Below are 25,413 nucleotides of genomic sequence, written 5' to 3' on the forward strand. Positions count from 1 at the left end.
CCTGCTGACCTCCTGGCCGGACAGCAGGATCATCTCCGCCAACCCCCAGTCCTGCGAGGACATGGGCAACCCATCCAGCTCGGTCACGGCCAAGGTCCTGTTCGTGCACGGCGACCGGGACTCCACCACGCAGTACTCCTCGGCCCGGCAGGCGTACTCGGAGATCACCTGGCCCAAGGCGTTCCTCACCTTCGTCGGCGGCAGCCACACCAGCTTCTGGAGCGACCAGCGCTTCCCCAGGACCGTCGTCGACTGGGCCCGCTGGACGATGTACGACGACACCGCCGCACGGGACCGCCTCCCGGCCGACGCGGCCGGATCCAACACCAGGTGGGAAGCCCAGCTGGGCGGCGACACCCCCGGCGGCCCGGCCGTCTACAGCCTGGTGGCCCAGCACAGCGGCAAGGCCGCCGACATCTACGAGGCCTCCACCGCCGCCGGCGCCCGGCTCGTCCAGTACACCGCCAACAGCCGCCCCAACCAGCAGTTCGAGTTCATCGACGCCGGCGGCGGCCACGTCCGCGTCAAGGCCCGGCACAGTGGCCTGTTCCTCCAGCCCGCGGGCACCACGACCGGCGCGGACATCGTTCAGCAGACCGACTCCGGCGCCACCGGCCAGCAGTGGCGCGTCGTCGACCACGGCGGTGACGTGATCAGTCTCGTCAACCGGGAGTCCGGCCTGGCCATGGACGTCTGGGAGTACTCCACCGCCAACAGCGCTCGCATCACCCAGTACACCTACTCCGGCAACGCCAACCAGCGCTTCGCCCGTCGCCGCGTCTGACGTGTGGTGGGGCGGGGCCGATGATCCGGCACCGCCCCACTCCACGCATCTGGAGGTCGATCATGCTTTTAGCCAGACGGCGCGGAGCGCTGCTCACTGCCGTACTTGCCGCAATACTGGCCGGCGCCGGCCACATAGTCAGCCCCGCGGTGGCGTCCGCCGCGGCCCCCCGGTACGAGGCGGAAACCGCGCCGGCCACATGCGATGGGCTCATCGAGTCGAACCACGACGGCTACTCCGGCACCGGATTCTGCAACGGCGACAACGAGGTCGGCGCGGCCGCGCAGTTCACGGTGAGCGCGACTGAGGAAGGTACGGCGACGCTGGCGATCCGATACGCCAACGGCTCCACCACGGCACGCCCCGCCGCCGTGATGGTGAACGGCGTCACCGTGCTGTCGACGTCATTCGAGCCCACCGGCGGATGGAACAGCTGGACCACGAAAACCTCGGCCGTGCGGCTGAATCCAGGCAGCAACACGATCCGGCTCAGTCCGACCAGCGCCGGCGGTCTGCCCAATGTGGACTACCTCGACGTCGAGGCCGGCACATCGCCCGAGCCGCCCGGCCGGCCGCCGCAGTGCTCCGGCGGCGCGCCCATCGTCTGCCACTTCGACGTCGCTCCCGGCAACTACACCGTCACCGCATGGATCGGCGACAGCGCCGCGGCGGGCAACACCTCGATGTCGGTGGAGGCCCGCCGCCGCGTCCTGCCCGCGGTCGACACCGCGGCCGGCACGATCACCCAGCACACCTTCACCATCAACGTCCGGCAGCCGGAGGGCCAGCCGACGGGCCAAGGCGGGACGGGCACTCCCGGACTGGACATCACCTTCGCCGGAAAGGCGCCGCAGCTGTCCGGCCTGACGGTGCAGGCGGCGACCAACCCCCTGGCGGTGTACCTGGCGGGGGACTCCACGACATGTGACCAGATGCTCGCTCCGTGGACCGGCTGGGGCCAGATCCTGCCCACGCATGTGACGGCGGGCGCGGCCATCGCCAACTACGGGGACTCCGGCGAGAGCTCGGGGAGCTTCCTGCGCAACTCGGCGCTGTTCCCCACCATGAAGCCACTGATCAAGAGCAACCACCTGGTACTCATCCAGTTCGGACACAACGACAAGTCCACGTCGGCATCGGCGTTCCGCAGCAACCTCACCTCCATGATCAACCAGGTGCGGGAAAAGGGCGGCGACCCCGTTCTCGTCACACCACCGGTGCGGCGGCAGTTCAACGGCGACCGGCTCACTCCCACCGCGCTCCATGTCAACGGCGTGGGCGTCGACCTGCCGGCCGAGATGCGCAGGCTCGGCTCCGCGCTCAACGTGCCGGTCATCGACCTGACCGCCAAGAGCAAAGCGCTGGTGGAGTCGCTGGGGCCGACCAGCTCCGCCGCGCTCTACCTGCGCCAGTCGGAGGACGGGGTCACGGACAACACCCACTTCTCCGAGTACGGCGCCGGGAAGATGGCGGACCTGGTCGTCGAGGGGGTCCGCGAACACAACCTGTCCCTGGTCAGCTATCTGCAACCCAGGAGGGTTCCATGAGACAGCCTTTCCACGCACCGGCCGCACCGAGACGTCCGTTACGCCGCCGCACGATATTCGTCCTCGTCGGCGCACTGATCGCCAGCTGCCTCGCGGCGATCGTGGGACCGTCGGCGAATGCGGCCGTGATCGATCCGGGCGCGTACTACCAGCTCGTGGCGCGGCACAGCGGCAAAGCAATCGGCATCGCCGACCAGTCGACCGCCGACGGCGCCGCCGTCCAGCAGCAGACCCGCGCCGACCAGGCCGCCCAGCAGTTCCAGTTCGTCGACTCCGGCAGCGGCTACTACAAGCTCCGGGCCCGGCACAGCGGCAAGGTGGTGGACGTCTCCTCGGCGTCCACGGCGAACGGCGCGAACGTCATCCAATGGACCGACACCGGCGGCACCAACCAGCAATTCCGCGTCGTGGACACCGACAGCGGATACGTCAAGCTCATCAACCGCAACAGCGGCAAGGCGCTGGACGTCTGGGAGCGCTCCACCGCCGACGGCGCGCGGATCTCCCAGTACACCGACACGGGCGCCACCAACCAGCAGTGGCAACTGGTCCGTGTCGACGCGGCACCGGTCCCGAAGTACGCCGGCTATCTGTTCACCTACTTCACCGGTGAGAACACCTCCGCCGGCGAGCAGGTCTACTTCGCGCTCAGCCAGGGCAATGACCCGACCCGGTGGCGCCAGCTGAACGACGGACGGCCCGTGCTGACCTCGACCGTGGGCACCCGCGGCGTGCGCGATCCGTTCATCATCCGCTCACCGGAGGGCGACAAGTTCTACCAGATCGCCACCGACCTGCGGATGTACGGCAACGGCAACTGGGACCAGGTCCAGCGGACGGGCAGTAAGTCCATCGTGGTCTGGGAGTCGACCGACCTGGTGAACTGGAGCGCGCCACGCCTGGCACGCGTCTCACCGGACACGGCCGGCAATACGTGGGCCCCGGAGGCGTACTACGACGAAGAACTCGGCAAGTACGTCGTCTTCTGGGCGTCGAAGCTGTACTCGGCCGGCGATCCGAACCACACCGGCAGCAGCTACAACCGAATGATGTACGCCACCACATCCGACTTCCGGACCTTCAGCGCCCCACAGGTCTGGGTCGACAAGGGCTACTCGACGATCGACTCGACGCTGATCAAGCACGACAGCACGTACTACCGCTTCACGAAGGACGAGCGGAGCGCGTCGCAGACCGCGTGCGGCAAGTTCATCCTCGCGGAGAAGTCGGCGACGATCCTCAACCGCACCTACTCGTTCGTCGCCGAATGCCTCGGGAACAACGCGATCAGCCAGGGCGAGGGCCCGTTGGTCTTCAAATCGAATACCGACGAGCGCTGGTACATGTTCATCGACGAGTACGGCGGGCGGGGCTACGTCCCGTTCACGACCACCGACCTGAACGCCCGGCAATGGACGCCCGTCTCCGGCTACTCCCTGCCCGGCCGGCCGCGCCACGGCACCGTCCTCCCCGTCACCCAGGCCGAGTACGACCGGCTGCTGCAGCGCTGGGGCTGAGCCGCCCCGTCGTGGAGCGACCGAAACGATCACTGTCGAAAGGGCTCCGACATGTCCGGTACTCGCTACCGCGTCCTCCTGGCCGTGCTGATGGCGCTGTGCACGGCGCTGTCCGTCGGCATCGCGCAGCCGGCCTCCGCCGCACCGGGCCGCCCGTACACCAATCCGATCAAGGCTCAGAAGGGGGCCGATCCCTGGCTCGAGTACTACAACGGCAACTACTACCTGATCACGACGACGTTCACCAACAAGTTGCTGATGCGCAAGGCGCCGACGCTGGCCGGCCTCGCCACCGCGCCCAGCGTGCAGGTCTGGGAGGACAGCACGTCCTCGCGCGGGACAAACTTCTGGGCCCCCGAGATCCACTTCATCGACGGCCGGTGGTACCTGTACTACTCCGCCGGCCAGGTCGGCGCCGCCTGCTGCGACAGCCAGCGCACCCACGTGCTGGAGAGCGCCGGCGCCGACCCGATGGGCCCGTACACGTACAAGAACAAGCTCGCCGGCTCCAATCTCACCCCGGGTGGCTGGCTCATCGACGCCAGCGTGCTGCGTCTGGGCGGCTCGCTCTACCTGCTCGGCAGCGGGTTCGTGGGCGGCAGTGCGCAGAGCCTGGTGATCGCGCCGATGAGCAACCCGTACACCCTCGCCAGCAGCACGTTCAGCGTCATCTCGCAGCCGACCAACTCGTGGGAGCGGTCCGGCGCGCCGGTCAACGAAGCCCCTGTGGCGCTGCAGCGCAACGGCCAGACCTTCGTCACCTTCTCGGCGAGCTCGTGCCAGACCGCCGACTACAAGCTGGGCATGCTCACCTACACCGGTGGCGACCCGCTGTCCGCCTCGTCCTGGGCCAAGGCAGCCGGCCCCATCTTCCAGCGCAACGACGCCAACAGGGTCTACGGGCCCGGTCACAACGGCTTCTTCACCTCCCCGGACGGCACCGAGAACTGGATCGTCTACCACGCGAACTCGGCCTCCAACGGCGGCTGCGGCAACGGGCGGACCACCCGGGCGCAGAAGTTCACCTGGAACGCGAACGGGACGCCGAACCTCGGGACTCCGGTGGCAACAGGTGTGACACTCGCCGGTCCGGCCGGCGAGACGGCGGCCACGCCGTCGGCGTACCGGATCGTCAACCGTCACAGCGGCAAATGCCTTGACGTGTCCGGCGCCTCAGGCGCCGACGGCGCGGACGTCATCCAGTGGACCTGCAACGGCGGCACCAACCAGCAGTGGCGCATCGAGGACCTGGGCAACGACACCAGCCGGCTGGTCAACGTCCGCAGCGGCAAGGCGCTCGACGTCGACGCCTGCGGCACCGCCGACGGCACCAACATCCAGCAGTGGTCGTGGCTGAACAACAACTGCCAGAAATTCCGCATGCCCGTCACCGATCAGGACGGCTGGGTGCGGCTGGCCAACGTCAACAGCGGCAAGGTCGCCGACGTGCCCGGCTGCGGCACCGCCGACGGATCCGCAGTACGCCAGTGGCGCTGGCTCAACAACAACTGCCAGCAGTGGCAGCTGCAACCCGTCTGAGGAAGGAGTGACCGATGCGCAGACGTACTTTCCTCGCCGTCCCCGCACTGGGCGCGGCGGCCACGGCAACCCTGCTGACCGGATCAGCGGCATGGGCGTCACCGCCGGTGACGTACACGAACTCGCTGATCGCACGGCGGGCCGACCCGCACATCTTCCGGCACACCGACGGCTACTACTACTTCACCGCGACGGTGCCCGAGTACGACCGGATCATCCTGCGCCGGGCGGCGACGCTGCAAGGGCTGGCCGGCGCGAGCGAGTCGGTGATCTGGCGCAGGCACGCCAGCGGTGACATGGGTGCGCACATCTGGGCGCCGGAGATCCACTTCATCAACGGCAAGTGGTACATCTACTTCGCCGCGGGCCGCAGCAACGACGTCTGGCGGATCCGGATGTGGGTCCTGGAGAACAGCAGTGCCGACCCGTTCATCGGCACGTGGGTTGAGAAGGGGCGCATCATCACCCACGCGGACACGTTCTCCCTGGACGCGACCACGTTCGCGCACAACGGCACCCGCTACCTGTGCTGGGCCCAGCAGGACCCGGCGATCGGCAACAGCAGCCTTTATCTGGCGCCGATGAGCAACCCGTGGACGATCTCCGGCACCCCGGCACGGCTGAGCGTGCCGACGCTGTCGTGGGAGACGAAAGGGCACAAGGTCAACGAAGCCCCGTCGGTGCTCATCCGCAACGGCAGGGTGTTCCTGACCTACTCGGCCAGCGCCACGGACAGCAACTACTGCATGGGAATGCTGACCGCTCCGGTGACCGCCAACCTGATGAACCCGGCGTCGTGGAGCAAGAGGCAGCAGCCGGTATTCAGGAGCAACGCCGCGACGAGCCAGTACGGCCCGGGGCACAACTCGTTCACGGTCTCCGAGGACGGCCAGAGCGACATCCTCGTCTACCACGACCGCAGCTACCGCGACATCAGCGGCGATCCGCTCAACGACCCGAACCGGCGGACCCGCATCCAGAAGCTGTACTGGAACGCCGACGGCACACCGAACTTCGGCATCCCGGTGCCGGACGGGGTGACGCCGTACCGGTTCAGGTCGTACAACTTCCCGGACCGCTACATCCGGCAGGTCTCGTTCCGCGGACGGATCGACGCGGATATGACGAACCTGGCCGAGTCGCAGTTCCGTATGGTCACCGGGCTGGCCGGAAGCGGCACGGTGTCGCTGGAGTCAACCAGCAATCCCGGCTATTACCTGCGGAACCGGAACTACGAGATCTGGCTGGACAAGAGCGACGGCACGACCGGGTTCAAGAACAGTGCGAGCTTCACCCGGCGGGCAGGCCAGGCCGACCCGGCCGCGGTGAGCTTCGAGTCCGTCAGCACCCCGGGCCGCTACCTGCGCCACTACAGCTACGCGCTCTACGCCCAGCCGCTGAGCACCGCCACCGACCGCGCGGACGCCACTTTCCACCTGGAGTAGCCGTCATGCGACTGAAGTCTGCCATCGCGGGCTTATGCCTGCTCATCAGTACGTTCGTTGTGGCACAAGGGAATTCGGCGCACGCGGCGGCGGCGCGGTACGAGGCGGAGAGCGCCGCCGCCAGTTGCGTCGGCACCATCGATGCGAACTGGTCCGGGTTCTCCGGCACCGGCTTCTGCAACACGGACAATGCCGTCGGGGCGCACGCACAATTTGCCGTGAGCGCGGCGACGGCGGGCACAGCCACGCTCGGCATACGCTTCGCCAACGGTGGAACAACCGCGCGCCCGGCAGACGTTCTGGTCGACGGCGCGACCGTCCAAAGTGTCTCGTTCGAGCCCACCGGTTCCTGGTCGTCCTGGACGACGAAAACGCTCACGGTGCCGGTGAGCGCCGGAGACCACATCATCCGTATCAGGTCGGCTGCCGCCACCGGGCTGCCCAACATCGACTATCTGGATTTCAATCTCGGGGGCGGGCTTCCGGGCAGTTTCCAGTGGAGCTCCAGCGGGATACTCATCTCGCCGAAATCCGATGCGACGCACAACATCCGCGCACTCAAGGATCCGTCGGTCGTGTACCACAACGGCCGGTATCACGTCTTCGCCACGACCACCAACCAAAGTGGCGCATACAGCATGGTGTATCTGAACTTCACCGACTGGTCGCAGGCGAACTCTGCCACGCAGCACTACCTCGACCAGACCGCGATCGGCGGCGGCTACAAAGCCGCGCCCCAGGTGTTCTACTTCGCGCCGCAGCAAAAGTGGTATCTCGTCTTCCAGACCGGGTCGAACGCGGCGTACTCGACCACGTCCGACATCAGCAACCCGCGGTCGTGGAGCGCACCGAAGCCCTTCTACGCCAACGGAATGCCGCAGATCATCAGGGACAACATCGGCAACGGCTACTGGGTCGACTTCTGGGTGATCTGCGACAGCGCGAAATGCCACCTGTTCTCCTCCGACGACAACGGCCATCTTTACCGGTCGGAGACCTCGCTGGCGAACTTCCCCAACGGCTTCGGCAACACCGTGATCGCCATGCAGGACAGCGCTCGGTATCCGCTGTGGGAAGCGGCCAACGTATACCGCGTAGCGAGCTCGCAATATCTGCTGATAGTCGAGGCGATCGGCTCCGGCGGAAAGCGCTACTTCCGCTCGTGGACGGGACCGGCCATCACCGGACCGTGGACGGCGCTGGCCGCGACAGAGGCCGGCCCGTTCGCCGGCGCGGCCAATGTGACATTCAGCGGCACGACATGGACGCGCGACATCAGCCATGGCGAGATGATCCGTAACGGCATCGACCAGACGCTGCCCATCAGCCCGTGCCGGATGCAGTACCTGTATCAGGGCAAAGACCCGAATGCCGGCGACCCGTACAGCCTGCTGCCGTGGCGGCTCGGCCTGCTCACCCAAACGAACTCGACCTGTTGAGGTTGCCATGAAAAGTCGACTGCTCGCCGTGATGGCCGCGATGATAACGGCTGTCGCCGGCACTGCCGCGATCGAACCCCCGGCTCCGGCGGCCGCAACGGTGACCGTGAACGGCTCGACCGAATACCAGAAGATCGATGGCTTTGGCTTCTCCGAATTCTTCGGCCGTTCGGCAATCATGCGCGGCTCGCAGGGACTGTCGGCCCAGAAGCAACAGGAGGTCCTGGACCTGCTGTTGTCGCGTTCCACCGGTGCGGGGCTGTCGATCCTGCGGCTGGGGATCGCCTCCGGAAGCGGCTCCATCCAGCCGGTGAATCCCGGTGGTCCGAACGCGACACCGCGTTATGTGTGGAACGGCAACGACGATGGCCAGGTCTGGCTGGCGCAACAGGCGAAGGCTTACGGGGTCAACCGGTTCTACGCCGACGCGTGGAGTGCGCCGGGTTACATGAAGACCAACGGCACCGACACCAACGGCGGCACGCTGTGCGGGCTGTCGGGCGCCACCTGCGCCAGCGGCGACTGGCGGCGCGCCTACGCGAATTATCTGGTGCAGTTCACCAAGTTCTACGCCCAGGAAGGGATCCCCATCACCGATCTGGGATTCACCAACGAGCCGAACTGGACCACCGACTATTCGTCGATGCGGCTGACGCCGGCACAAGCGGTGGAGTTCAGCAAAGTCCTCGGGCCGATGGCAGACACCCATGGGCTGAACATGGCCTGCTGCGATGTGGTCGGCTGGGACGGGCAGAAGACCTACACCAATGCCATCGAGGCCGACAGCACAGCACGCGGCCTGGTCGACCTGCACACCGGGCACTCGTACGGCAGCTACCCGAGCATACGCCTGGCCACATCGAAACCGACGTGGATGTCCGAGTGGTCACCGGACGGCACTACATGGAACGAAGCCTGGGACGACGGCAGCGGCTACGACGGATACCGGGTGGCCAACGAGATTCACACGGCGCTGACCGGTGGCAACGTCAACGGCTATGTGTACTGGTACGGCGCATCCATCGGAACCACCCGCGGCTTCATCCAGCTCAACGGTGATGCCTACCGCGTGTCCAAGCGGCTGTGGGCGATGGCAAATTACAGCCGGTTCATCCGTCCGGGCGCAACGCGCATCGCAGCGTCCACCTCGGACAGCAATCTGCGCATCTCCTCCTTCCGCAACACCGACGGCAGCGTGGTCATGGTCGCGCTCAATGCAGCCACGAGCGCCAACCAGGTCACGTTCTCCTTGCAGAACACCGGGATCGGCGGCGGCACGGCAACGCCCTACCTCACGAACAGCGGCAACAGCATGACGGCCCAGCCCGCGACTGCGGTGTCGAATGGTGCCTTCACCGCAACCGTGCCGGCGCGATCGGCCGTCACCTACGTCGTACAAGGCAGCGGCTCCGCCACGCGATACGAGGCGGAGACGGCGCCTGCGGTGTGCACCGGCACCATCGACGCCAACTGGCCGGGCTATTCGGGCACCGGATTCTGCAACGGTGACAACGCCGCCGGCGCCTATGCACAGTTCACCGTGAACGCGGCCAGCGCGGGCACCGCCACCATCGCGGTCAGGTTCGCCAATGGCACCACGACGGCCCGGCCCGCGGATCTCATCGTCAACGGCACGCGAGTCCAGCAGGTGTCGTTCGAGGGCACGGGCGCATGGTCCAGGTGGATTTCGAAGACGCTGACCGTCAACGTCGGCGAGGGCAGCAACATCATCCGCTTCAACCCCACCGGCGTCGGCGGTCTGCCCAACCTCGACTACGTCGAACTCGCCCCGGGCTGAACAGCACCCGCATTCCTCCGATCACACCTTCAGGAGTTGTCATGCGAACGGCAGGCAGAACGGCGCTCACCGGCATACTCGGCCTCGGGTTGGCCCTCACCACTGTCTCCCCGGCGGCGGCCGCCCACCATCTGACCGACGGGACCTCGGTCGAGCTGATCGCCCGGCATTCGGGCAAGTGCGCCGACGTCGTCAGCGCCTCGACGGCCGACGGCGCCGAGGTCGGCCAGTACACGTGCAATGACGGGCTGAATCAGCTGTGGCGCATCCGCGACCTCGGCAACGGGTATGTGCAGCTCGCCGCCCGCCACTCCGGCAAGTGCCTGGACGTCTCGGGTGCCTCTGCCGCCGACAACGCGGCGGTCATCCAGTGGTCGTGCTCCTCCAGGACCAACCAGCAGTGGAAGATCGAGAACACCGGCGCCGGCCACACCCGGCTGATGGCGCGGCATTCCGGCAAATGCCTCGAGGTCCCGGGCGCCTCGACCGCCAACGGCACCCGCCTCCGGCAGCAGACCTGCGGCACCGGGACCAACCAGCAGTGGGAGCTGAACACGGTGTCGAACCCCGCGATCCCGGGACTGTTCGCCGACCCCAACATCGTGCGGTTCGGCGACACGTACTACCTCTACGCGACCACCGACGGCTTCGCCGGCTGGTCGGGCACCCAGTTCCGGGCCTTCTCCTCCAAGGACCTGGTCAACTGGACCGACCACGGCGTGATCCTGGACGTCGACAGCGACATCGCATGGGCGGACAACTCGGCCTGGGCCCCGGGCATCGCCGAGAAGAACGGCAAGTACTACTTCTACTTCTCGGCCGGTCGCGCCAGCGGCGACACCCGCAAGCACCTGGGTGTGGCGGTGGCCGACTCACCCACCGGCCCGTTCCGCGACGCCCTCGGCAAGCCGCTCGTGCCGGCCGGCTCCTATGCGGGCCAGATGATCGACCCGGCCGTATTCACCGACGCCGACGGCAGGTCGTACCTGTACTGGGGCCAGGGCTCCTCGCACCAGGTGCCGCTGAACAGCGACATGGTCTCGTTCAACTCCTCGCAGGTGCGCACCTACCGGCCAGCGAACTACAACGAGGGCAGCTTCGTCGCCAGGCGCGGCAACACGTACTACTTCATGTGGTCGGAGAACGACACCCGCTCAGAGGACTACCGGGTCGCCTACGCCACCGGCTCCTCACCGACCGGGCCCTGGAGCAACCGCGTCGGGACGATCCTCCAGAAGGACCTGAGCCAAGGCATCAAGGCCACCGGTCACCACTCGGTCGTCCAGGTCCCCGGCACCGACCAGTGGTACATCGCCTACCACCGCTTCGCCATCCCGAACGGCGACGGCACCCACCGCGAAACCATGATCGACCGCCTGTACTTCAATGCCGATGGCAGCATCCGACCGGTCGTGCCGACCATTGACGGCGTCGACCCGATATAGGGATCTTCATCAGCGGGGGTATGGCGGCGTGAGGCGGGTGGGCAGTGTCCAGCAGGCGGGCGTCTTCGGACTCGGTGAAGCCTTTGCGGCGGCCGTGGCATGGGCCGCGGTCGCGTTCACGGCGGATGCGGTGGATCAGACGGTCGCGCCATCCGCGACCGCCAGAACCAGGCGTATCGAGGTTTATCCCTTCAAGCCCGAACTGACGACGCCGCGGATGAAGTAGCGCTGAGCGAACAGGAAGATCACCAGGACGGGTACCACGTAGAGGGTGGCGGCGGCCGCCTGCACCGTGGCGTCGGGGTTGCCATGAGGGTCGACGTACAACGAGGCGATAGCGACCGACAGTGTGGTCTGGTCGGGATCGAGGAACAGGGCCGGGGCGATCCAATCGCCCCAGGTCCAGGTGAACGAGAGCACAAAAGAAGTCAACAGCACGGGCCGGGACAGCGGCAGGAAGATCTGCACGAAGATCCGGCCGTACCCGCACCCGTCGATGATCGCCGCCTCCTCCAGTGAGGCGGGGATGGCGGCGAAGAACTGGCGGAACAAGAACACCAGGAATGGCGACGCCGCGAGGCCCCACATCACCCATGGCCAGTACGTGTTGACCAGTCCCACCCTGGCGAACAGCACGTACGTCGGGATCAGGGTGAGGATCTGCGGCAGCATCATGGTGGACAGCACCAACACGAACAGCGGGCGTTTGCCGCGCCCACGCAGGCGGGCGAAGGCAAACCCGACCGCCGCACTGGACAACGTCACAAGAGTCGCGAACACGAACGACAGGAACGCCGAATTCCCCAGGTACGCCAGGAAGTTGATCTCGGTGAGGGCCTGCGTGAAGTTCCCCCACTGTGGATCCTCCGGCAGGATGTTCGCCGGGATCGTCACCCATTCCGCCTTGGTCTTCAACGCGGCAAGCACAAGCCACACGAATGGGCCGGCGAACAGCACCGCGAGCGCCATCAGGATCAGGTAGGTGCGCGCCGCGTTGCCCCGACGACGTGGGCGCCGACGCCGGGCAGTCGGTGGTGTGCTGACGGCGGGCGGCGTGGCCGCGGTGGTCTGCGTCATCGGTCAGCCTCGCTGTCGACCTCGTAATGCACCCACAGCCGGCTGGACCGCAGCACGATGAGCGTGACGACCAGGATGACCAGGAAGAACACCCACAGCATCGCGGAGGCGTAACCGTAGCGATTGTTGGCGAAGTACTCCTCGTACACCTGCACCATGAACAGGTGGGTGCTCTCCGGCACGTGAGTCACCTGGCCGACCTCGCGCGTCTGCGACAGCAACAGCGGCTGAATGACGATCTGGAAGGTGAAGATGACGCCGGTCACCACCTGGAAGAAGATGACCGGCGAGATCATCGGAACGGTGACGTTCCGGAACACCTGCCAGCGGTTGGCGCCGTCGATGATCGCCGCCTCTTCCAGTTCAGCCGGCACGCCCTGCAGGGCGGCAAGCATGATCACCATCCCGCCGCCGAGTCCCCACAGGATGAGGATGACCAGCGCGTAGAACGCGTTCGGGTCGACCAGCCAGGTGACCGGAGGGATGCTGATCACATCGAGAATCTCGTTGAGGATGCCGACGTCCCGGTTGAAGATCAGCTTCCACATGATGGCCGCGGCAACCATCGGGACGACCGATGGCAGGAAGAAGATCGCCCGGAACAGGCCGACCGCCTTCAGCCGCTGGTTGAGCAGCACCGCCAGACCGAGCCCGCCGGCCACCATGATCGGCACCGCGATCGCAGTGAACGCGAGGGTGCGGACCATGCTGGCGAGGACATCCGCGTCGTCAAAGAGTTCGGTGTAGTTGCGCAAGCCCACCCAGCGCCAACGTGGGCTGCGACCGTCGAAGTTGGTAAAGCTGATCGCCAACGCGTAGCCGAGCGGTAGCGCCGTGAGCAGTGCGAAGCCGAGCAGCCACGGCGAGGCGAACAGGTAGAACGTCCGGCTGGAATACCTCTGCCAGCCTTTCCTGCGTCGCCGGGTCCCTTTCGTTGTCATGGCGGTCACTAGCCGATCTGGTCCTTGCCTTGCCGCAAGAGCTTGTTGATCTCATCGGTGATCGCCTTGCCTGCGGCCTCGACGGTGACCTCGTTCTTGATGGCCCGCAGAAGGTGCTTGTTGAGTACGGGGTCCCATGCGGTGGCGCCGCCGATGTAGGGAGAGTCGGGCAGTTGCTCGGCGTACTCCAACTCGGCCTGCTGCGTCTGATAGACCTGCTTCTGGTACGGCAGTTCCTGAGGCATCATTTCCAGCTGCGACTTCAAGGCCGGAATGCCCCAGCCGCTCTTGGCCCGGTCCTCCGACGGCTTCCCGGCCATGAAGTACTCCATGAGCTTCCAGGCCTCGTCCTTGTGCTTGGCCTTCGCGGGGATGTAGGCGCCCCAGCCCGCGTACGTCGGACTGATCCGCTTGTCGCCCATCACCGGCGCAGGCGCCATCGCGATGTTGTTCTTGATCTCGTCGGACTCTTCGACGAAATTGCCGCCGTACCAGTAACCGTCTTGGGTGATCGCCATCCGCTTGGCGAGGAACAGCGACAGGTCGGCGCCGTCCGGCGCCGGGTCGAGGGAGGTGGGACCGACGCCGGCCTTGGCGAAGTCGACGTACCACTTCAGCGCTCGCAGGGCCTGCGGCGTGGTCATATCGGTCTCGGTCAGGTCCGCGCTGTAGACCTCGCCGCCCTGCTGGAGAATCATCATCGAGAGCGGCGCGTACAGGTTCCATGCCCATTCCAGGCCGAGGCCGTAGACCTGAGTCTTGCCGCCGCTCTTCTTGGTCAGCTTCTTCCCGATCTCCAACAGCTCGTCGTAGGAGATCGGCTCGGTCGTGCTCAGCGGCTCGATCTTGGCCTCTTTGAACAGCGCCCGGTTGTACCAGAGCGTCGCGTCCTGGCTCCAGTCCTTGACGAGCCCGTAGTACGGGCCACTGCCGATCTGCTTGCCGTCCCACCGGAAGCTGTCGTTGACAGGCAGCAGGCTTTCCTTGTTCAACACGCTGCTCTTGTCCAGGTACTGGTCCAGCTCGGTGGCCAACCCCTGTGCATTGGTCCGCGCACTGCCGACGGCCGGCCCGCGCACGAAGTCCGGCGGCTCGTTCGAGGCGAGCATCGCGTTGAGCCGGGTGCCGTCGTGCGCAATAAACCTGATCTTGATATCGGGGTTCTTGGCCTCGAAGTCGGCTATCTGCTCCTTCGTCAGCTCGTTGGCCATGTACATGACGGTCAGGACGGTCTTGCCGTCGCCGGACTCCGTGCTGGCGTTGCAGGCTCCGAGCAGCGGCACTGATAACGCGCCACCGGCCGCAAGCGCCGAACTGGTGAGGAAGCGGCGCCGGCTGATGTGTTGGCCTGCCGGCGGCCTGGGGAACTGGCTCACGGCGCCGGCCGGAGTGGCGCCGATCAGCTGGGTGCGGCGGGGAAGCTGGGGCACGAGCACTCCACTCGAAGGGTGTGTTGAAACGATTTAACATTTGGGACTCGGAAGCTAGCCCCACGCCCGAATAGTGTCAATACAAACGGTTAAACTTTCGATTGCTTGCGCCTGTTGGCCGGCCCCGTACAGCAGCGCCGTGGCGGCGACCGATGTGATCCCGTTGCCGGCGGTGAAGTGACGGGAGGAGCGGCAGAGCAGCTCATCGCGCGGAACCGGGCGGAGAAGCGTGAGCAGGTGCCACGCTGTGTCGGCGGCTGCGGTGAGACTCGCGGCCGTCTTGTCGTGCGCCAGGTCATCACAGATGCCCTCTACGAACGCGAAGCACGCACCGGGTCGGCGATCAGGGCCCTCGCCGCGGCAACCTGAGGCCTATGGCGGCAAGGAGGTCGGGGAGCTCATCACCGATGGTGTGCAACCACCGGATTGACCACGGCTCGGCCGCGGCGGCGTAGTAGCTGTGGGGTACCCGCTCAAGGGCCGCACCTGGGGACGCGAGCTTGAGGAGGTCGTCCCCGAAAGGCCGCACGGTCTCGGTCGGGTCGGTGAACAGGTGCTCGGCGAACGCCTGGGACCGTCGCGGGGGAACTGGTCGATGACGATGCCCGCCAGGTCCGGAGTGCCGCCGTCGGCCAACGCCTGGGCCATCATGCGGGTCACGATGTCGGTGGCCGCGGGTCGTACGTCCAAAGGCTGGGAGTGCGCGGTGCCGCACGCGGCGAGGGCGGGTGCGGCGAGCAAGGCCGAGGCCCAGTTCGGTGCCGCCGCACAGCAGGGCGCTGCGGCTGACCGGGGTGCGGTCAGTCATGGCCGGATCCCCGCGGTGCGCGAAGTGTGAGCCGCCGCAGCGGCAGGAGCGACACGGCGTCCACGGACGTCCGGGCGCGGGCGGCGTCCAGGCCGTCGCGCGCTGTGGGGTCCACATAGATGCGGTTCTCGCGGGCCGCCGGGAGGATCCGGAGCTCGATCCCGTGCCGGACGGCCTCGGCGGCGAAGCGCCGCAGCCCGATCTCCCAGACCGGGCCGTACCAGAAGTGGTCGGCGATGAGCTTGCCGCCGATGTAGGCCCGGGCCACGTCGCCGGTGTACTGGATGCGCAGCAGGACCTCACCCGCCTCCTCGCTCTCGTCGAAGACCTCGGGCAGGACGGCGATGTGATGGACACTGGCCCGTTCGAAGTCGGCGTCCAGCGGTGCGGAGGCACGGCCGTGGGAGCCGCCGGTACGGGCCGGGGCGGCGACGGCCTCGGACCGCACGCACGTGACGGCGGGCGCGGGCGGGGGCACAGACGCGGGCGGGCTCAGGGTCCAGCGTGTGAACGCGCCGTCCCGGACGCCGGGTCCTGCGGTGGTGCCGGTCAGCCCGGGCGGCGCAGGGAGGAGGGCGATGTCCGGGGCGGCGGCCGTGTGCACGCGCAGTTCCTCGCCGTCGGCGAGCACCAGGTCGTCGCAGAGCACCAGCCGGTCGCATCCCCAGATATGGACGCGGCTGACTTGCCGCCCCTGCTCGGCGGAGAGCACCAGCACGCGGACCGGGCCGTGCGGTCCGTGGACCGTCAGCAGCGCGCCGGTGCCGGGGTCGGGCACGGTCACCAGCGTGCCGTCGGCCGCCTCCCGTACCCGCACCGTCGTGTCCGGCCCCTCGACCCGCGTACCGGCGGGCAGGTGCAGCCGCGGCGTGACACTCTCGGTGGCCGCCAGTACGGCGGTGGGTGTGCCGTCGATCTCCAGGCGGGTGAGGGGCTGCGCGGCCGCCCAGTTCAGGCGCACGCCGGGGCCCAGCTCGTATCCCAGCGGCCAGACGAAGTGGGCGCCGGAGGGCACGGTCACCGGCTCCTCGGGCAGGGTCACCGTGCCGCCGGTCAGCTTGACGGCGAAGCGCACGTCCTCGTGGTCCGGCAGCGGCTCGTGTGGCTGGTGGTTGTTGACGAAGAGGAAGCCCGTGTCGCCGCGCGAGCGTACTGCCCAGCGCAGGGTCATGCGGTCGTCGAGGCCGCCGGGCCCGGCATCGGGCAGCGACAGCGGCATGTCCGCCAGCTCGGCGCCGGCGTCCTGGAGGAGGAGATGCTGCCGGCGCAGCGCGTGGTAGGCGGGCCGGACCTGGCCGTACTCGCCGAGCGGCGCCTGGAAGTCGTACGTGACCGAGGGCAGGTCGTTGGGATAACCGGTGGCGTGCGACTCCTGGTTGGGAACGCCGTGCTCCAGCCGCTGCGAGCAGCCGTGGTAGAGGTAGTAGCCCTGCCACACCGAACCGCTGCCGATCTTGGTCAGCGCCAGCGCCGTGACGTCCCGCTCGGGCACCAGCGGCCGCCGGTGGTAGGCGATGGCCATGCCGCCGCCGAGCTCGCAGGTGGCGTACGGATAGCGGCGGTCGTCCGAGCCGCCGGCGGGCGCCGCGTTGCGGAGGTCGGCCCCGATGGCATGGTCGTCGCGGACCGGGGTGAAGAAGTAATGGCGGCGCATCTCCCGCGCCCACCCCGGGTGGGCGTCCTCCCAGAACGCCTCCGGGTAGCCGCCGTACAGCGGCAGCAGCACGTCCGGGGGTATGCGGGCCCCGCCCCAGGCGGTGGCCGTCCACAGGGGGGCGTCGGCCCCGGCTTCCTCGGCCATGCGCCGCAGCGTCGCGAGGTGCCCGGGCTGGTCGTACAGCTCGTTCTCGACCTGTACGGCGATCACCGGGCCGCCGTCGCGGTGCCACAGACCGCGCAGCTCGTGGACTATGCGGGCGAAGTAGGGCCTGACAAGCGCCAGGTACGCGGGGTCGTCCGTGCGCGGGACGCATTCTGTGCCGGCCAGCCAATCGGGGAAGCCGCCGTTCCGGCATTCCCCGTGTGACCAGGGCCCGATGCGCACGGCTACCGACAGTCCCAGCTCCGCGCAGAGTTCGACGAACCGGCGGATGTCGAGGTCGCCGTCAAAGCGGTAGGCCCCCCGCTGCTCCTCGTGCTGGTTCCAGAAGAGGTACGTCGCGACCAGGTTGATGCCGCCGGCTCGCATCTTCAGCAGCTCCTCGCGCCATTCGGCGGCGGGGTACCGGCTGAAGTGGAATTCGCCCATCACCGGAATCCACGGCCGGCCCGCCCGCAGCACGCGTCTGCTGTCCACGCTCAGGGGCACGGGTGGCCCGTGCGGGCTGTCCATCGCGAGATGGCCGGTGAGGGGAGCGGATGGTTCTTGGGCGCGCAGCGACAGCATGGCAGGTGCCTCCTGCAGGGGGCGGCTCGGGAAGTAGGTTCATCGAAAAGGAAGTCGGCATGGTGTCCTGCGCCGAGATCTGGTGCCGGCGCGTTGCAGGGCAGAGCCCAACAGGTCGCTATCCAGGTTCCAGGAGTTGTTTTTCGGCGTCCCAGGCGCCGCGCCATGCCGTTGGATGCGGCCGTGCTTCCTTCTGTCATGGCGAAATCTCCGTTCAGTGAGGGCTACCGCACAGGCAGCGGTTCTTCGGTCGTGGGCTCGTAGGGGCAGGTGTTCTCGTACCGGGAGATGTCGTCGGTGTCGGCCAGGTCCGGACAGAGGAACTGGGTATAGCGGGTGTCGTGGTCGATGAAGATCTTCAGCCAGGGGATCGCCAGGCGCGTGACGGATATGTTCCGCGACGTGGGGAAGGCGTGGCTGCCGCTGGAGAGCTGGACGTAGGAGCCGGGGGTGTCGGCCGGCAAGGTGGCGTAGAGCTCGTCGAGGTACTCCGGTGTGACAGTTGGGTCGTCGATCGCACCCATGACCATGGTCGGGACCTTGACACCGGACAGGTCCTGCGAGAACGAGGCGGGGGCGAACAGGACGGCGGCCTGCAGCTCCGGCCGCTGGGTGGCGGCGTGGATGGCACCGCCGCCACCCATGGAATGTCCCATCACGCCCAGCCGGTCGGGGTCGACTCGGCCGGCGACGGGGCTTTCCTCGGTGAGGTAGTCCAGCGCGGCCAGCAGCTGCCGGCCGCGGGCGTCGTCCCGGTCGGTGGGGCTGTTGGTGTCGATGCCGATGACGACGAACCCGAACGAGGCGATCCAGTGCCCCATCCAGGCACCCTCGTCCTTCCAGCTGGCGGTGGAGCCGGGCACGACCGCGACCGCGCCCCAGGTGCCCAGGCCGGTGTCCTTGGGATAGTAGATCTTCCAGCCGTTGAACCCGTGGCCGGGCTCGACGTCCAGCTCATCGGTGGCGAAGGTTCCCCTCTCGGCCGCGACGCTCTCCACGGTGGGGTCCGGGCCCCGCTCGTACGGGTTCCCATGGGCGGAGGCCGGCGGCATCGCGACCACCGCCGTGATCATGCCCACGATGGCCGCGAGCAGGGCCACGCCGAGTCTGCGCGGCTCGCTCCTTCCGCGGGGTACTGCCCGGCCGGTTCCGGTGCCGGCGGGCGCCGGGAGTCCGGTGACGCTTCGCTGCATTGCCGTGTTCCTCCTTGCGGTGACGCTCGACGGACCCGAGAAGGGCCTTGCGTGCGGGTTACTCGAGGTGCTCGCCGACAAGGGCGAGGCACTGGATGGCCGCCAGGCCGAACTGGGCACTCGCATTGGTGGAGAACTTCGCCTCGTCGATGGGGTTGAGCACAGCCGGACCTTCGATGCGCTCCGATGTGAAGGGGTGATCCTCGGGGTAGCCCGCATGCCCGGTACGCAGCTCCTTCCAGGCACGCTGCGCGAGCGCCTCGTCCCCCAGCTGCTTCGCCGCGTACGCGGTGGCCCGCGCATACGCCTGCCGCAGGTTGAGGTTGCCCCAACTGGCTCCCGTGGCCGCGCGCTGCTCCTCCGGTGTGGCGTTGTAGAGCCGGCAGAAGGCCACCCACGCGTCCTCCACCGCCGGCTCGTCCACCAGGTCGATCAGCTCGGTCATGACCTCGATCAGCCCGAAGACGGAGCTCAGCGCGCCCACGGCGACGATCTTCTCGTCCGGTCCGGAAACTGTGCCGTCGGACAGTTTGTACGTGACGTTGCCGCCCTGCACCCAGCCGTTGGGCAGGGCGGCGATCGTCCTGGCGCCATTGATCAGCTTCGTGCGGGCGACCGGATCGCCGCCCCGCTCCCACTCGGTGAGCCACGCCCCCGCGAGCGCGCCCCAGTCGGTGGAGATCCCCACCGGGAGCGCCGCGGGGTCGGGGTCGAGCGGACCGCCCTCGCGTATCTTGCGGAGCGGGTCGAGGGCGAGGAAGCTGCGGTCGGAGTCGATCAGGTCGTGCATCAGGTCGCCGGCGCGTTCGTCGGCGGTGAGGAAGTAGTAGAAGCGCCGGTAGCCGGCGTTACTGATCCGGACCTGCTTGGCGCTGTCGGCCCAGTGCATGACCCCGTGCCGGGTGCCAAGGCCCCGGTATTTGCCGAGGTGGTAGACGTCGACCTCGCCGGTGTGGCGGGTCATCGCCTCGGCGAAGCGGAACGCCTTTGCGTCGCCGCTGCGCAGGTAGTGGTACCACAGCCACAGATCCGTGGAGAGCTCGGAGTTGTCCCAGGCGTAGCCCCCGACGTCGTACCGCCACACGTGCCGGTCCGGGTCGTAGGTGTGCATGATGTCGCCGTAGTCCCAGAATCCGTACCAGGAGCGCTGGTCGGCCTGCTCCCGGTGGAAGCGGTGCATGGCGTCGAGCTTGTCCTCCAGCTCCGCCTTCGCAGGAGTCGAGCGGTCGACTGGTGTCCATGAGCCGAACACCCCCGCCGCATGGTTGTGCTCGGGGTTCGAGACCAGCAGCGGCGGCGTCCCGTTTGCCGCGGCGAGCTCGGCGAAGCGCTCGGCGGTCGGTGTCGCCGCGAGCGCCCAGAGGGTCAGTTCGGTGGTGCGTGCGACGCCGTACGGGGTCCCGAAGCCGGGCTCGTAGTCCTCGTAGGTGATCTCCAGGGCTTCCAGCTGCTCCGGGTAGGTGTCCTGCCCGAGGCCGTCGTGGTAAAAGCGCAGGTCCATTGCCTCCGCCCGGGGTGACCACATCCATACGGCAGCCTGCGCCTCGTCGCCGCCGGCGCCCGTGATCTCCAGCTCGGTCGGGTGCAGCTGCCAGAAGTTGCGCATGCCGAAGGCCAGGCCGCCGGTCGGGGAGCCGACGTAGGCCAGCCCCCGCGACCGGCGGCCGCCGTCCACCCGGACCCACGAGCGGCCCTGCGCGGTGCGCTTGTGGATCTCGAATCCGTGGGCGTTGAGCTGGCGCAGGCTGTAGTCACCGAAGGCCGGGATGTACTGCAGGCGAGAAGTGACCCGTTGGTCCCAGGTGGCGGTGTCGGGCGTCGTCCGTCCTTCATACTGGGCCCGCCTGACGTTCTCTCCCGGGTCGCGGCGCAGCCCCGTTATCCCGCGTACCGCCTCCGCGAGCACGCCGTTGCCGTCGCCGGCGAAGCGGACGTGCCGGTCGTGCAGCGCTCCGCGCATCGGCACCGTGAACTGCATGCCGAGGCCGTTGATGAAGTCCTTGTCCTCGTTCCCGTCGAAGACGAAGGTGTGCACCACGCGGATGGCGTCCGAGCCCGCGTACAGGTAGAACCGCACCACGAAGGGAAGCCAGGCGCGCCGGCCCTTCTCATGCTTGCCCTCGACCTTGATCACCGCGCGTACGGGGCCGTCCTGCTCGACCTGCACCGAGCGCACGACGCCGCTGAACGACTCGGTCCTGACGACGGCAGCGCCGTCGGTGCCCGGCTGGTCTTGCCGGGAGGCGACCAGGCGTCCGCCGTTGGCGATGACCGTGCCGCCGCGCCGGACGGCCGTGACGACCTGCTTGCCCGAGCGCCCGAAGGACACCTCGATCACGCCGGTGTTCACGGTGACTTCGGCACCGCCGGTACGGACGGTCAGGGGCGTGGCGGGCGAGGCCGGGGAGCCGGACCGGAGCCGGTATGCGGCGGCGCGCGGCGCGGCTCCGCTGATCGCGTGGGCCGTCCACTTCACGGAGCCGTCCGGCCACCGGCCGGTGGGCCAGCTCTGCACGGGGACCTGCTCCCCCGAGTCGGTGGCGAGCGAGAACTCCTGATCGGGTGCGAAGGAGCCGCGGGGCCACGGCACGCCCCAGGTCGTGCCCGCCGCCATCTCCGCCGGAGCGTCGCCTTCGAGCCATCGCAGGCCGACCGGGTCGTGCCCCTTCAGCTCGGGGAGCGCCGCCCGGCGAGCGGGCTCGGCGTGGGCGCGGCCGCCCGCGGAGGCCAGCACGGCCGCGGCCGTCGCACCGGCGGATGAGGCCAGCACTGCACGTCGACTCATGGGAACCACGGTGATCAACTCCTTGAAGTGCGCGTATGGCTGGTCCTCAGTCGCTGCCCGCGTAGCTGATGTCGGGCCGCGGGGGCTGCTCCATGCCGGCGCCGAGGAAGTAGTCGACGTGGTGGGACTGCATGTAGCCCTTGACGGTCATGTCGTTGCGGTAGACCGGGTTGTGGGCGAGGGTGTACAGCCGGATGTCGCTGGGGCGATCGGTGGTGAAGACGAGCAGCTCGTCGGAGCTCCCGTTGGGCAGCACGACCTCCTCGCGCCAGTCGCCGTGAATGTCGCCGAGGAAGCCGGGCTGGCTGCGGGGCCCAACGGTCCCGCCGTAGTCCTGGGCCCGCAACAGGCGCGGCACGCTGTTGGTGGGGGTGGGGTTGTCCGGGTCCCACTTCTCGAACTTGCCGTTGTTGAACAGCTCAATCGTGATGTCGCCGTCCCACCACAGGCCCATCTGCGGCCACGGCCGGAGGTTGGTGTCGGGCTCGGCCAGCTGGTTGCTCGGGGCGTTGTAGAGCCCGTCGAAGGACCAGACCTCCATGCCCGGGTGGTTCGGGTCGATGTCACCGGCCATGCCGCGCCCCACGTCCGCGACGGAGCCGTAGTGCTCCCAGATGAGCTCACCGGTCGCGGCGTCGTAGTAGTACTCGTGCAGGCCGCCGGGGTTGTCCTGCTGCACGCCGTAGCCCTCCAGGCCCGGCCGCGACGGGTCCATGTCGGCGATGTGGAAGCGGTCACCGTGGACGATGCCCTGGCCTCCCATCGAGTAGAGCAGCGAACCGTCACCGTCCAGGACGAACCCGATCTCGGCGAACTCGTCGTCGCCGTCGCTGTCCACGTCGAGGCAGCGGCTGTTGTGCCCGTCGGGGTGGTTCCCGTTGCGCAGCCACTTCCACTGCATGTCGACGTTGCTGCCGTCGAAGCTCCAGGCGGTGACCATGAGGTTGAACCCGCCGTTGCCGACGCGGTTCTTCATGTAGCTGACCAGGCTCGGTGTTTCGCCGTCGAGATAGCAGGCGGCGAACCGGGCGTACATCGGGCCGTCCGAGATGTAGTCGGTCGGGACCGGGGCCGACGAGCGAAGTGCGCCGGTCTGGCCGTCGAGGATGGCGATGAACTGCTCGGTGTCGTTGTCGTGGCTGAAGGTCTCTCCGTCGCCGAAGGTGACGCCGTCGGCGATCCGCACGGCGACCTCGGAGCGGCCGTCGCTGTCGAAGTCGTAGACGGTGACGCCGTCGTTGTGTCCGACGTCGATCGTGGCCGATCCGCCCTCGATGTTGTTCTGATCGGTGCTGTTCGGCCCCATGTCGACCTCCCACAGGAAGTCGCCTTCGCTCGAATAGGCCTCGATGCTCTGCGGGGAGGTCTGGCGGTCGATCACGTAGTCGTACTCGCCGTCGCCGGTGAGGTCGCCGACCCACACGAACTGGATCCGGCCGCCGTCGCGCAGCGGGACGCGGACCACCGGTTCGTCGGCGGCATCGGCGTCCAAGGTGAATGCGCCACTGGGCTCGCCCTCTTCGCCGTCGACCACGGGCGTGACCCGGTAGCTGTTGGACTGCGAGAGGTCGGCACCGGAGTCGACGAAGTTGGTCCCATCGGTGAGGACGTCGTCGTTGATTTGGGACCAGTCGCCGTCGCCGGTGGCGCGGTAGACGTTGAAGCCGATGTTCTCCGGGTCCAGGCCGAGCAGCCGCCAGGAGACCAGGACGTCGCTCTCGCCGGAGCGCACGGCCACCACGCCGCGCCCCAGGTTCTCCATCGGACGCGCGGCCGCCGCGGTCGTGCCCTGAGCCGTACCGGTGCCGGGGGAGGCGGTGCCCAGCTGCGAGAGGCCGACGACGAGGATCATCGCCCCGGCCGCTGCCACCGCGGTGGAACCTGCCCGGCGTAACCCGCTCCGACGTCTGTGCCTGTGCTCCATGGGAGCTCCTCATGCTCGTATACGTGCGGAGTATCAGCGCATGTTGAACCGTTTACACAGGGCGCGATGCAAGCACTGTGAGGGGGGCATGTCAAGAGCGGTGTGTTCCCGCCTCCTTCGTGCTTGACGTGTCACATCGATCGGCTCATCATCGAGTTCAAACGGTTAACACGCCGAGGCAATAAAACGGGATGCAGGGAGGTCGGATGCCGCGTCGGATCGCTTCCGGCGACGGAAAGCCCCGCCCTGCGACGATCAAGGACGTGGCCAGACATGCCGGCGTCTCGGTCGCCACCGTCTCGCGCATCCTCTCCGGTACGTACCCCAACGCCCCTGCCACGCGCAGCAAGGTCATGCGGGCCGTGCGCGAACTCGACTACGTGGCCAACGCCCACGCCCGGGGACTCGCGGGTGTGCGGCCCAAGAGCGTGGCCATCGTGGTCAATTCCGTCATCTCCCCGCACTACGCACATGTAGCGCAGGGGGTACACGAGGAGGCCGCGCGTGCGGGCCGGCTCTGCATTGTCGGCACCACCGGCGGAGATCTCGAACGCGAGCTGGCCGCGATCCAGTTGATGCGCGAAGAGCACGCCGAAGCGGTCATTCTCGTGGGGAACATCAACCCCGACGAGGCCTACCGCGAGCGCATGGCCGGCTATGCCCGCGCACTGGCCGCGGCCGGCTCGCAGCTGGTGCTGTGCGGCCGCCCGCCGCTGGGCCCCGACGTACCGGCCATCGTGGTCGAGTACGACAACACCGGGGGCGCGTTCGCCGCTACCAGCCACCTGCTCTCGGCGGGCCACAAGCGCATCCTGTTCCTCGGCCGGCGGTCCGGGTACACGACGCCGGAGAGCCGGGTCGCCGGTTACCGTGCCGCCCTGGCCGCGCACGGCGTACCGCATGATCCCGGGCTGGAGGTCGACGGCGCGAGAATGGTGCGGCGCGAGGGCTACCGCATGATGCGCGAGCGACTCGACGCAGGGCCGCGGGACTTCACCGCCGTCTTCGCCAGCAACGACCTGATCGCCGCGGGCGCGCGCGAGGCGCTGCGAGAGCGCGGGCTGCGCATTCCGGAGGATGTGTCGATGGTCGGATTCGACGACCTCCCCCCGGCCGCCGACATCGACCTCACCACCGTTTACATCCCGCACGAGGAGCTGGGGCGCACCGCCGTGCGGCTCGCGCTGAAGAGCGAGACACCCGGGGCCTCCGAGCACGTCCTGCTGGGCACGCACATCGTCGTCCGCGACTCGGTCTGCCCCAACGTGGGCGAAGCCTCAGGCCCGGACTAGGGCGCGTATCTGGTTTCGATCAATCTGGCGGATCCGGCCCGCGCGGTGTGGCGGATCCGGTAG

General features: G+C 68.0%; 17 protein-coding genes. 10 read left to right on the forward strand and 7 right to left on the reverse strand.

Translation table 11 applies throughout. From position 1 onward, the window contains the following. The 8 genes from F3T56_RS41990 to F3T56_RS42025 form a co-directional block, all read left to right on the forward strand. Positions 1 to 784 (forward strand): RICIN domain-containing protein (locus F3T56_RS41990; protein ID WP_149830764.1); only part of this gene is annotated, 784 nt, incomplete at its 5' end. Between the two features lie 62 nt (positions 785 to 846). Then, positions 847 to 2,331, forward strand: coding sequence for a GDSL-type esterase/lipase family protein (locus tag F3T56_RS41995; RefSeq protein WP_246204499.1), 1,485 nt, complete (start codon positions 847 to 849; stop codon positions 2,329 to 2,331). After that, positions 2,328 to 3,848, forward strand: coding sequence for an RICIN domain-containing protein (locus F3T56_RS49940; RefSeq protein WP_149830754.1), 1,521 nt, complete (start codon positions 2,328 to 2,330; stop codon positions 3,846 to 3,848). Before F3T56_RS41995 ends, F3T56_RS49940 begins: the two co-directional genes overlap by 4 nt. 51 nt (positions 3,849 to 3,899) lie before the next feature. Further along, positions 3,900 to 5,387 carry a family 43 glycosylhydrolase gene (locus F3T56_RS42005; RefSeq protein WP_149830755.1) on the forward strand — a complete coding sequence of 496 codons (1,488 nt, stop codon included), beginning with the start codon at positions 3,900 to 3,902 and terminating at the stop codon, positions 5,385 to 5,387. A gap of 14 nt (positions 5,388 to 5,401) precedes the next feature. Continuing rightward, positions 5,402 to 6,832 (forward strand): family 43 glycosylhydrolase, encoded by a 1,431-nt coding sequence (locus tag F3T56_RS42010; RefSeq protein WP_149830756.1) that lies wholly within the window; start codon positions 5,402 to 5,404, stop codon positions 6,830 to 6,832. A gap of 5 nt (positions 6,833 to 6,837) precedes the next feature. Next, positions 6,838 to 8,271: a non-reducing end alpha-L-arabinofuranosidase family hydrolase gene (locus tag F3T56_RS42015; protein WP_149830757.1), complete on the forward strand. Its 1,434-nt coding sequence runs from the start codon at positions 6,838 to 6,840 to the stop codon at positions 8,269 to 8,271. A 7-nt stretch (positions 8,272 to 8,278) separates the two neighbouring features. Then, entirely contained in the window at positions 8,279 to 10,069 is a 1,791-nt protein-coding gene (locus tag F3T56_RS42020) for a glycoside hydrolase family 30 beta sandwich domain-containing protein (RefSeq protein ID WP_425473739.1), read from the forward strand. A 41-nt stretch (positions 10,070 to 10,110) separates the two neighbouring features. Continuing rightward, entirely contained in the window at positions 10,111 to 11,514 is a 1,404-nt protein-coding gene (locus F3T56_RS42025; protein WP_149830758.1) for a family 43 glycosylhydrolase, read from the forward strand. A 183-nt stretch (positions 11,515 to 11,697) separates the two neighbouring features. Here the strand turns inward: F3T56_RS42025 and F3T56_RS42030 are convergent, their stop codons facing one another. From F3T56_RS42030 to F3T56_RS42040, 3 genes are read right to left on the reverse strand one after another with little or no spacing between them, the layout of a single operon-like run. Then, entirely contained in the window at positions 11,698 to 12,591 is an 894-nt protein-coding gene (locus tag F3T56_RS42030) for a carbohydrate ABC transporter permease (protein WP_062930617.1), read from the reverse strand. Continuing rightward, positions 12,588 to 13,532 (reverse strand): carbohydrate ABC transporter permease, encoded by a 945-nt coding sequence (locus F3T56_RS42035; protein ID WP_149830766.1) that lies wholly within the window; start codon positions 13,530 to 13,532, stop codon positions 12,588 to 12,590. Before F3T56_RS42035 ends, F3T56_RS42030 begins: the two co-directional genes overlap by 4 nt. A gap of 8 nt (positions 13,533 to 13,540) precedes the next feature. Beyond that, on the reverse strand, positions 13,541 to 14,962 hold the full coding sequence (locus tag F3T56_RS42040; protein WP_149830759.1) for an ABC transporter substrate-binding protein: 1,422 nt from the start codon (positions 14,960 to 14,962) through the stop codon (positions 13,541 to 13,543). A gap of 595 nt (positions 14,963 to 15,557) precedes the next feature. Here F3T56_RS42040 and F3T56_RS42045 point away from each other — a divergent pair. After that, positions 15,558 to 15,800 (forward strand): hypothetical protein, encoded by a 243-nt coding sequence (locus F3T56_RS42045; RefSeq protein ID WP_149830760.1) that lies wholly within the window; start codon positions 15,558 to 15,560, stop codon positions 15,798 to 15,800. Here the strand turns inward: F3T56_RS42045 and F3T56_RS42050 are convergent. The 4 genes from F3T56_RS42050 to F3T56_RS42065 form a co-directional block, all read right to left on the reverse strand. Continuing rightward, complete coding sequence (locus F3T56_RS42050; protein WP_149830761.1) at positions 15,763 to 18,156, reverse strand: beta-galactosidase; 2,394 nt, start codon at positions 18,154 to 18,156, stop codon at positions 15,763 to 15,765. The genes F3T56_RS42045 and F3T56_RS42050 overlap by 38 nt on opposite strands. A gap of 224 nt (positions 18,157 to 18,380) precedes the next feature. Continuing rightward, positions 18,381 to 19,349, reverse strand: coding sequence for a dienelactone hydrolase family protein (locus F3T56_RS42055; RefSeq protein ID WP_149830762.1), 969 nt, complete (start codon positions 19,347 to 19,349; stop codon positions 18,381 to 18,383). Positions 19,350 to 19,407: 58 nt separating this feature from the next. Beyond that, the gene (locus F3T56_RS42060) at positions 19,408 to 22,134 is read right to left on the reverse strand and encodes an exo-rhamnogalacturonan lyase family protein (RefSeq protein ID WP_172639412.1); all 2,727 of its coding nucleotides are present in this window, start codon (positions 22,132 to 22,134) and stop codon (positions 19,408 to 19,410) included. A 46-nt stretch (positions 22,135 to 22,180) separates the two neighbouring features. Beyond that, a complete protein-coding gene (locus F3T56_RS42065) occupies positions 22,181 to 24,004 on the reverse strand; it encodes a rhamnogalacturonan lyase family protein (protein ID WP_246204501.1) in 1,824 nt (607 codons plus the stop codon). A gap of 260 nt (positions 24,005 to 24,264) precedes the next feature. On the opposite strand from F3T56_RS42065, the gene F3T56_RS42070 reads away from it, so the two are divergent. Continuing rightward, positions 24,265 to 25,350 carry a LacI family DNA-binding transcriptional regulator gene (locus F3T56_RS42070; protein ID WP_149830763.1) on the forward strand — a complete coding sequence of 362 codons (1,086 nt, stop codon included), beginning with the start codon at positions 24,265 to 24,267 and terminating at the stop codon, positions 25,348 to 25,350. Positions 25,351 to 25,413: the final 63 nt, after the last annotated feature.

Origin of the sequence: Streptomyces tailanensis (assembly GCF_008386495.1) — a bacterium.
GTDB lineage: Bacteria > Actinomycetota > Actinomycetes > Streptomycetales > Streptomycetaceae > Streptomyces > Streptomyces tailanensis.

What these genes read in the sequence shown, in the direction of transcription:
- F3T56_RS41995 (WP_246204499.1), top strand. Translation starts at nt 847, where the DNA reads ATGCTTTTAGCCAGACGGCGCGGAGCGCTGCTCACTGCCGTACTTGCC.
- F3T56_RS49940 (WP_149830754.1), top strand. Translation starts at nt 2,328, where the DNA reads ATGAGACAGCCTTTCCACGCACCGGCCGCACCGAGACGTCCGTTACGC.
- F3T56_RS42005 (WP_149830755.1), top strand. Translation starts at nt 3,900, where the DNA reads ATGTCCGGTACTCGCTACCGCGTCCTCCTGGCCGTGCTGATGGCGCTG.
- F3T56_RS42010 (WP_149830756.1), top strand. Translation starts at nt 5,402, where the DNA reads ATGCGCAGACGTACTTTCCTCGCCGTCCCCGCACTGGGCGCGGCGGCC.
- F3T56_RS42015 (WP_149830757.1), top strand. Translation starts at nt 6,838, where the DNA reads ATGCGACTGAAGTCTGCCATCGCGGGCTTATGCCTGCTCATCAGTACG.
- F3T56_RS42020 (WP_425473739.1), top strand. Translation starts at nt 8,279, where the DNA reads ATGAAAAGTCGACTGCTCGCCGTGATGGCCGCGATGATAACGGCTGTC.
- F3T56_RS42025 (WP_149830758.1), top strand. Translation starts at nt 10,111, where the DNA reads ATGCGAACGGCAGGCAGAACGGCGCTCACCGGCATACTCGGCCTCGGG.
- F3T56_RS42030 (WP_062930617.1), bottom strand. Translation starts at nt 12,591, where the DNA reads ATGACGCAGACCACCGCGGCCACGCCGCCCGCCGTCAGCACACCACCG.
- F3T56_RS42035 (WP_149830766.1), bottom strand. Translation starts at nt 13,532, where the DNA reads ATGACAACGAAAGGGACCCGGCGACGCAGGAAAGGCTGGCAGAGGTAT.
- F3T56_RS42045 (WP_149830760.1), top strand. Translation starts at nt 15,558, where the DNA reads ATGACGATGCCCGCCAGGTCCGGAGTGCCGCCGTCGGCCAACGCCTGG.
- F3T56_RS42050 (WP_149830761.1), bottom strand. Translation starts at nt 18,156, where the DNA reads ATGCTGTCGCTGCGCGCCCAAGAACCATCCGCTCCCCTCACCGGCCAT.
- F3T56_RS42055 (WP_149830762.1), bottom strand. Translation starts at nt 19,349, where the DNA reads ATGCAGCGAAGCGTCACCGGACTCCCGGCGCCCGCCGGCACCGGAACC.
- F3T56_RS42060 (WP_172639412.1), bottom strand. Translation starts at nt 22,134, where the DNA reads ATGAGTCGACGTGCAGTGCTGGCCTCATCCGCCGGTGCGACGGCCGCG.
- F3T56_RS42070 (WP_149830763.1), top strand. Translation starts at nt 24,265, where the DNA reads ATGCCGCGTCGGATCGCTTCCGGCGACGGAAAGCCCCGCCCTGCGACG.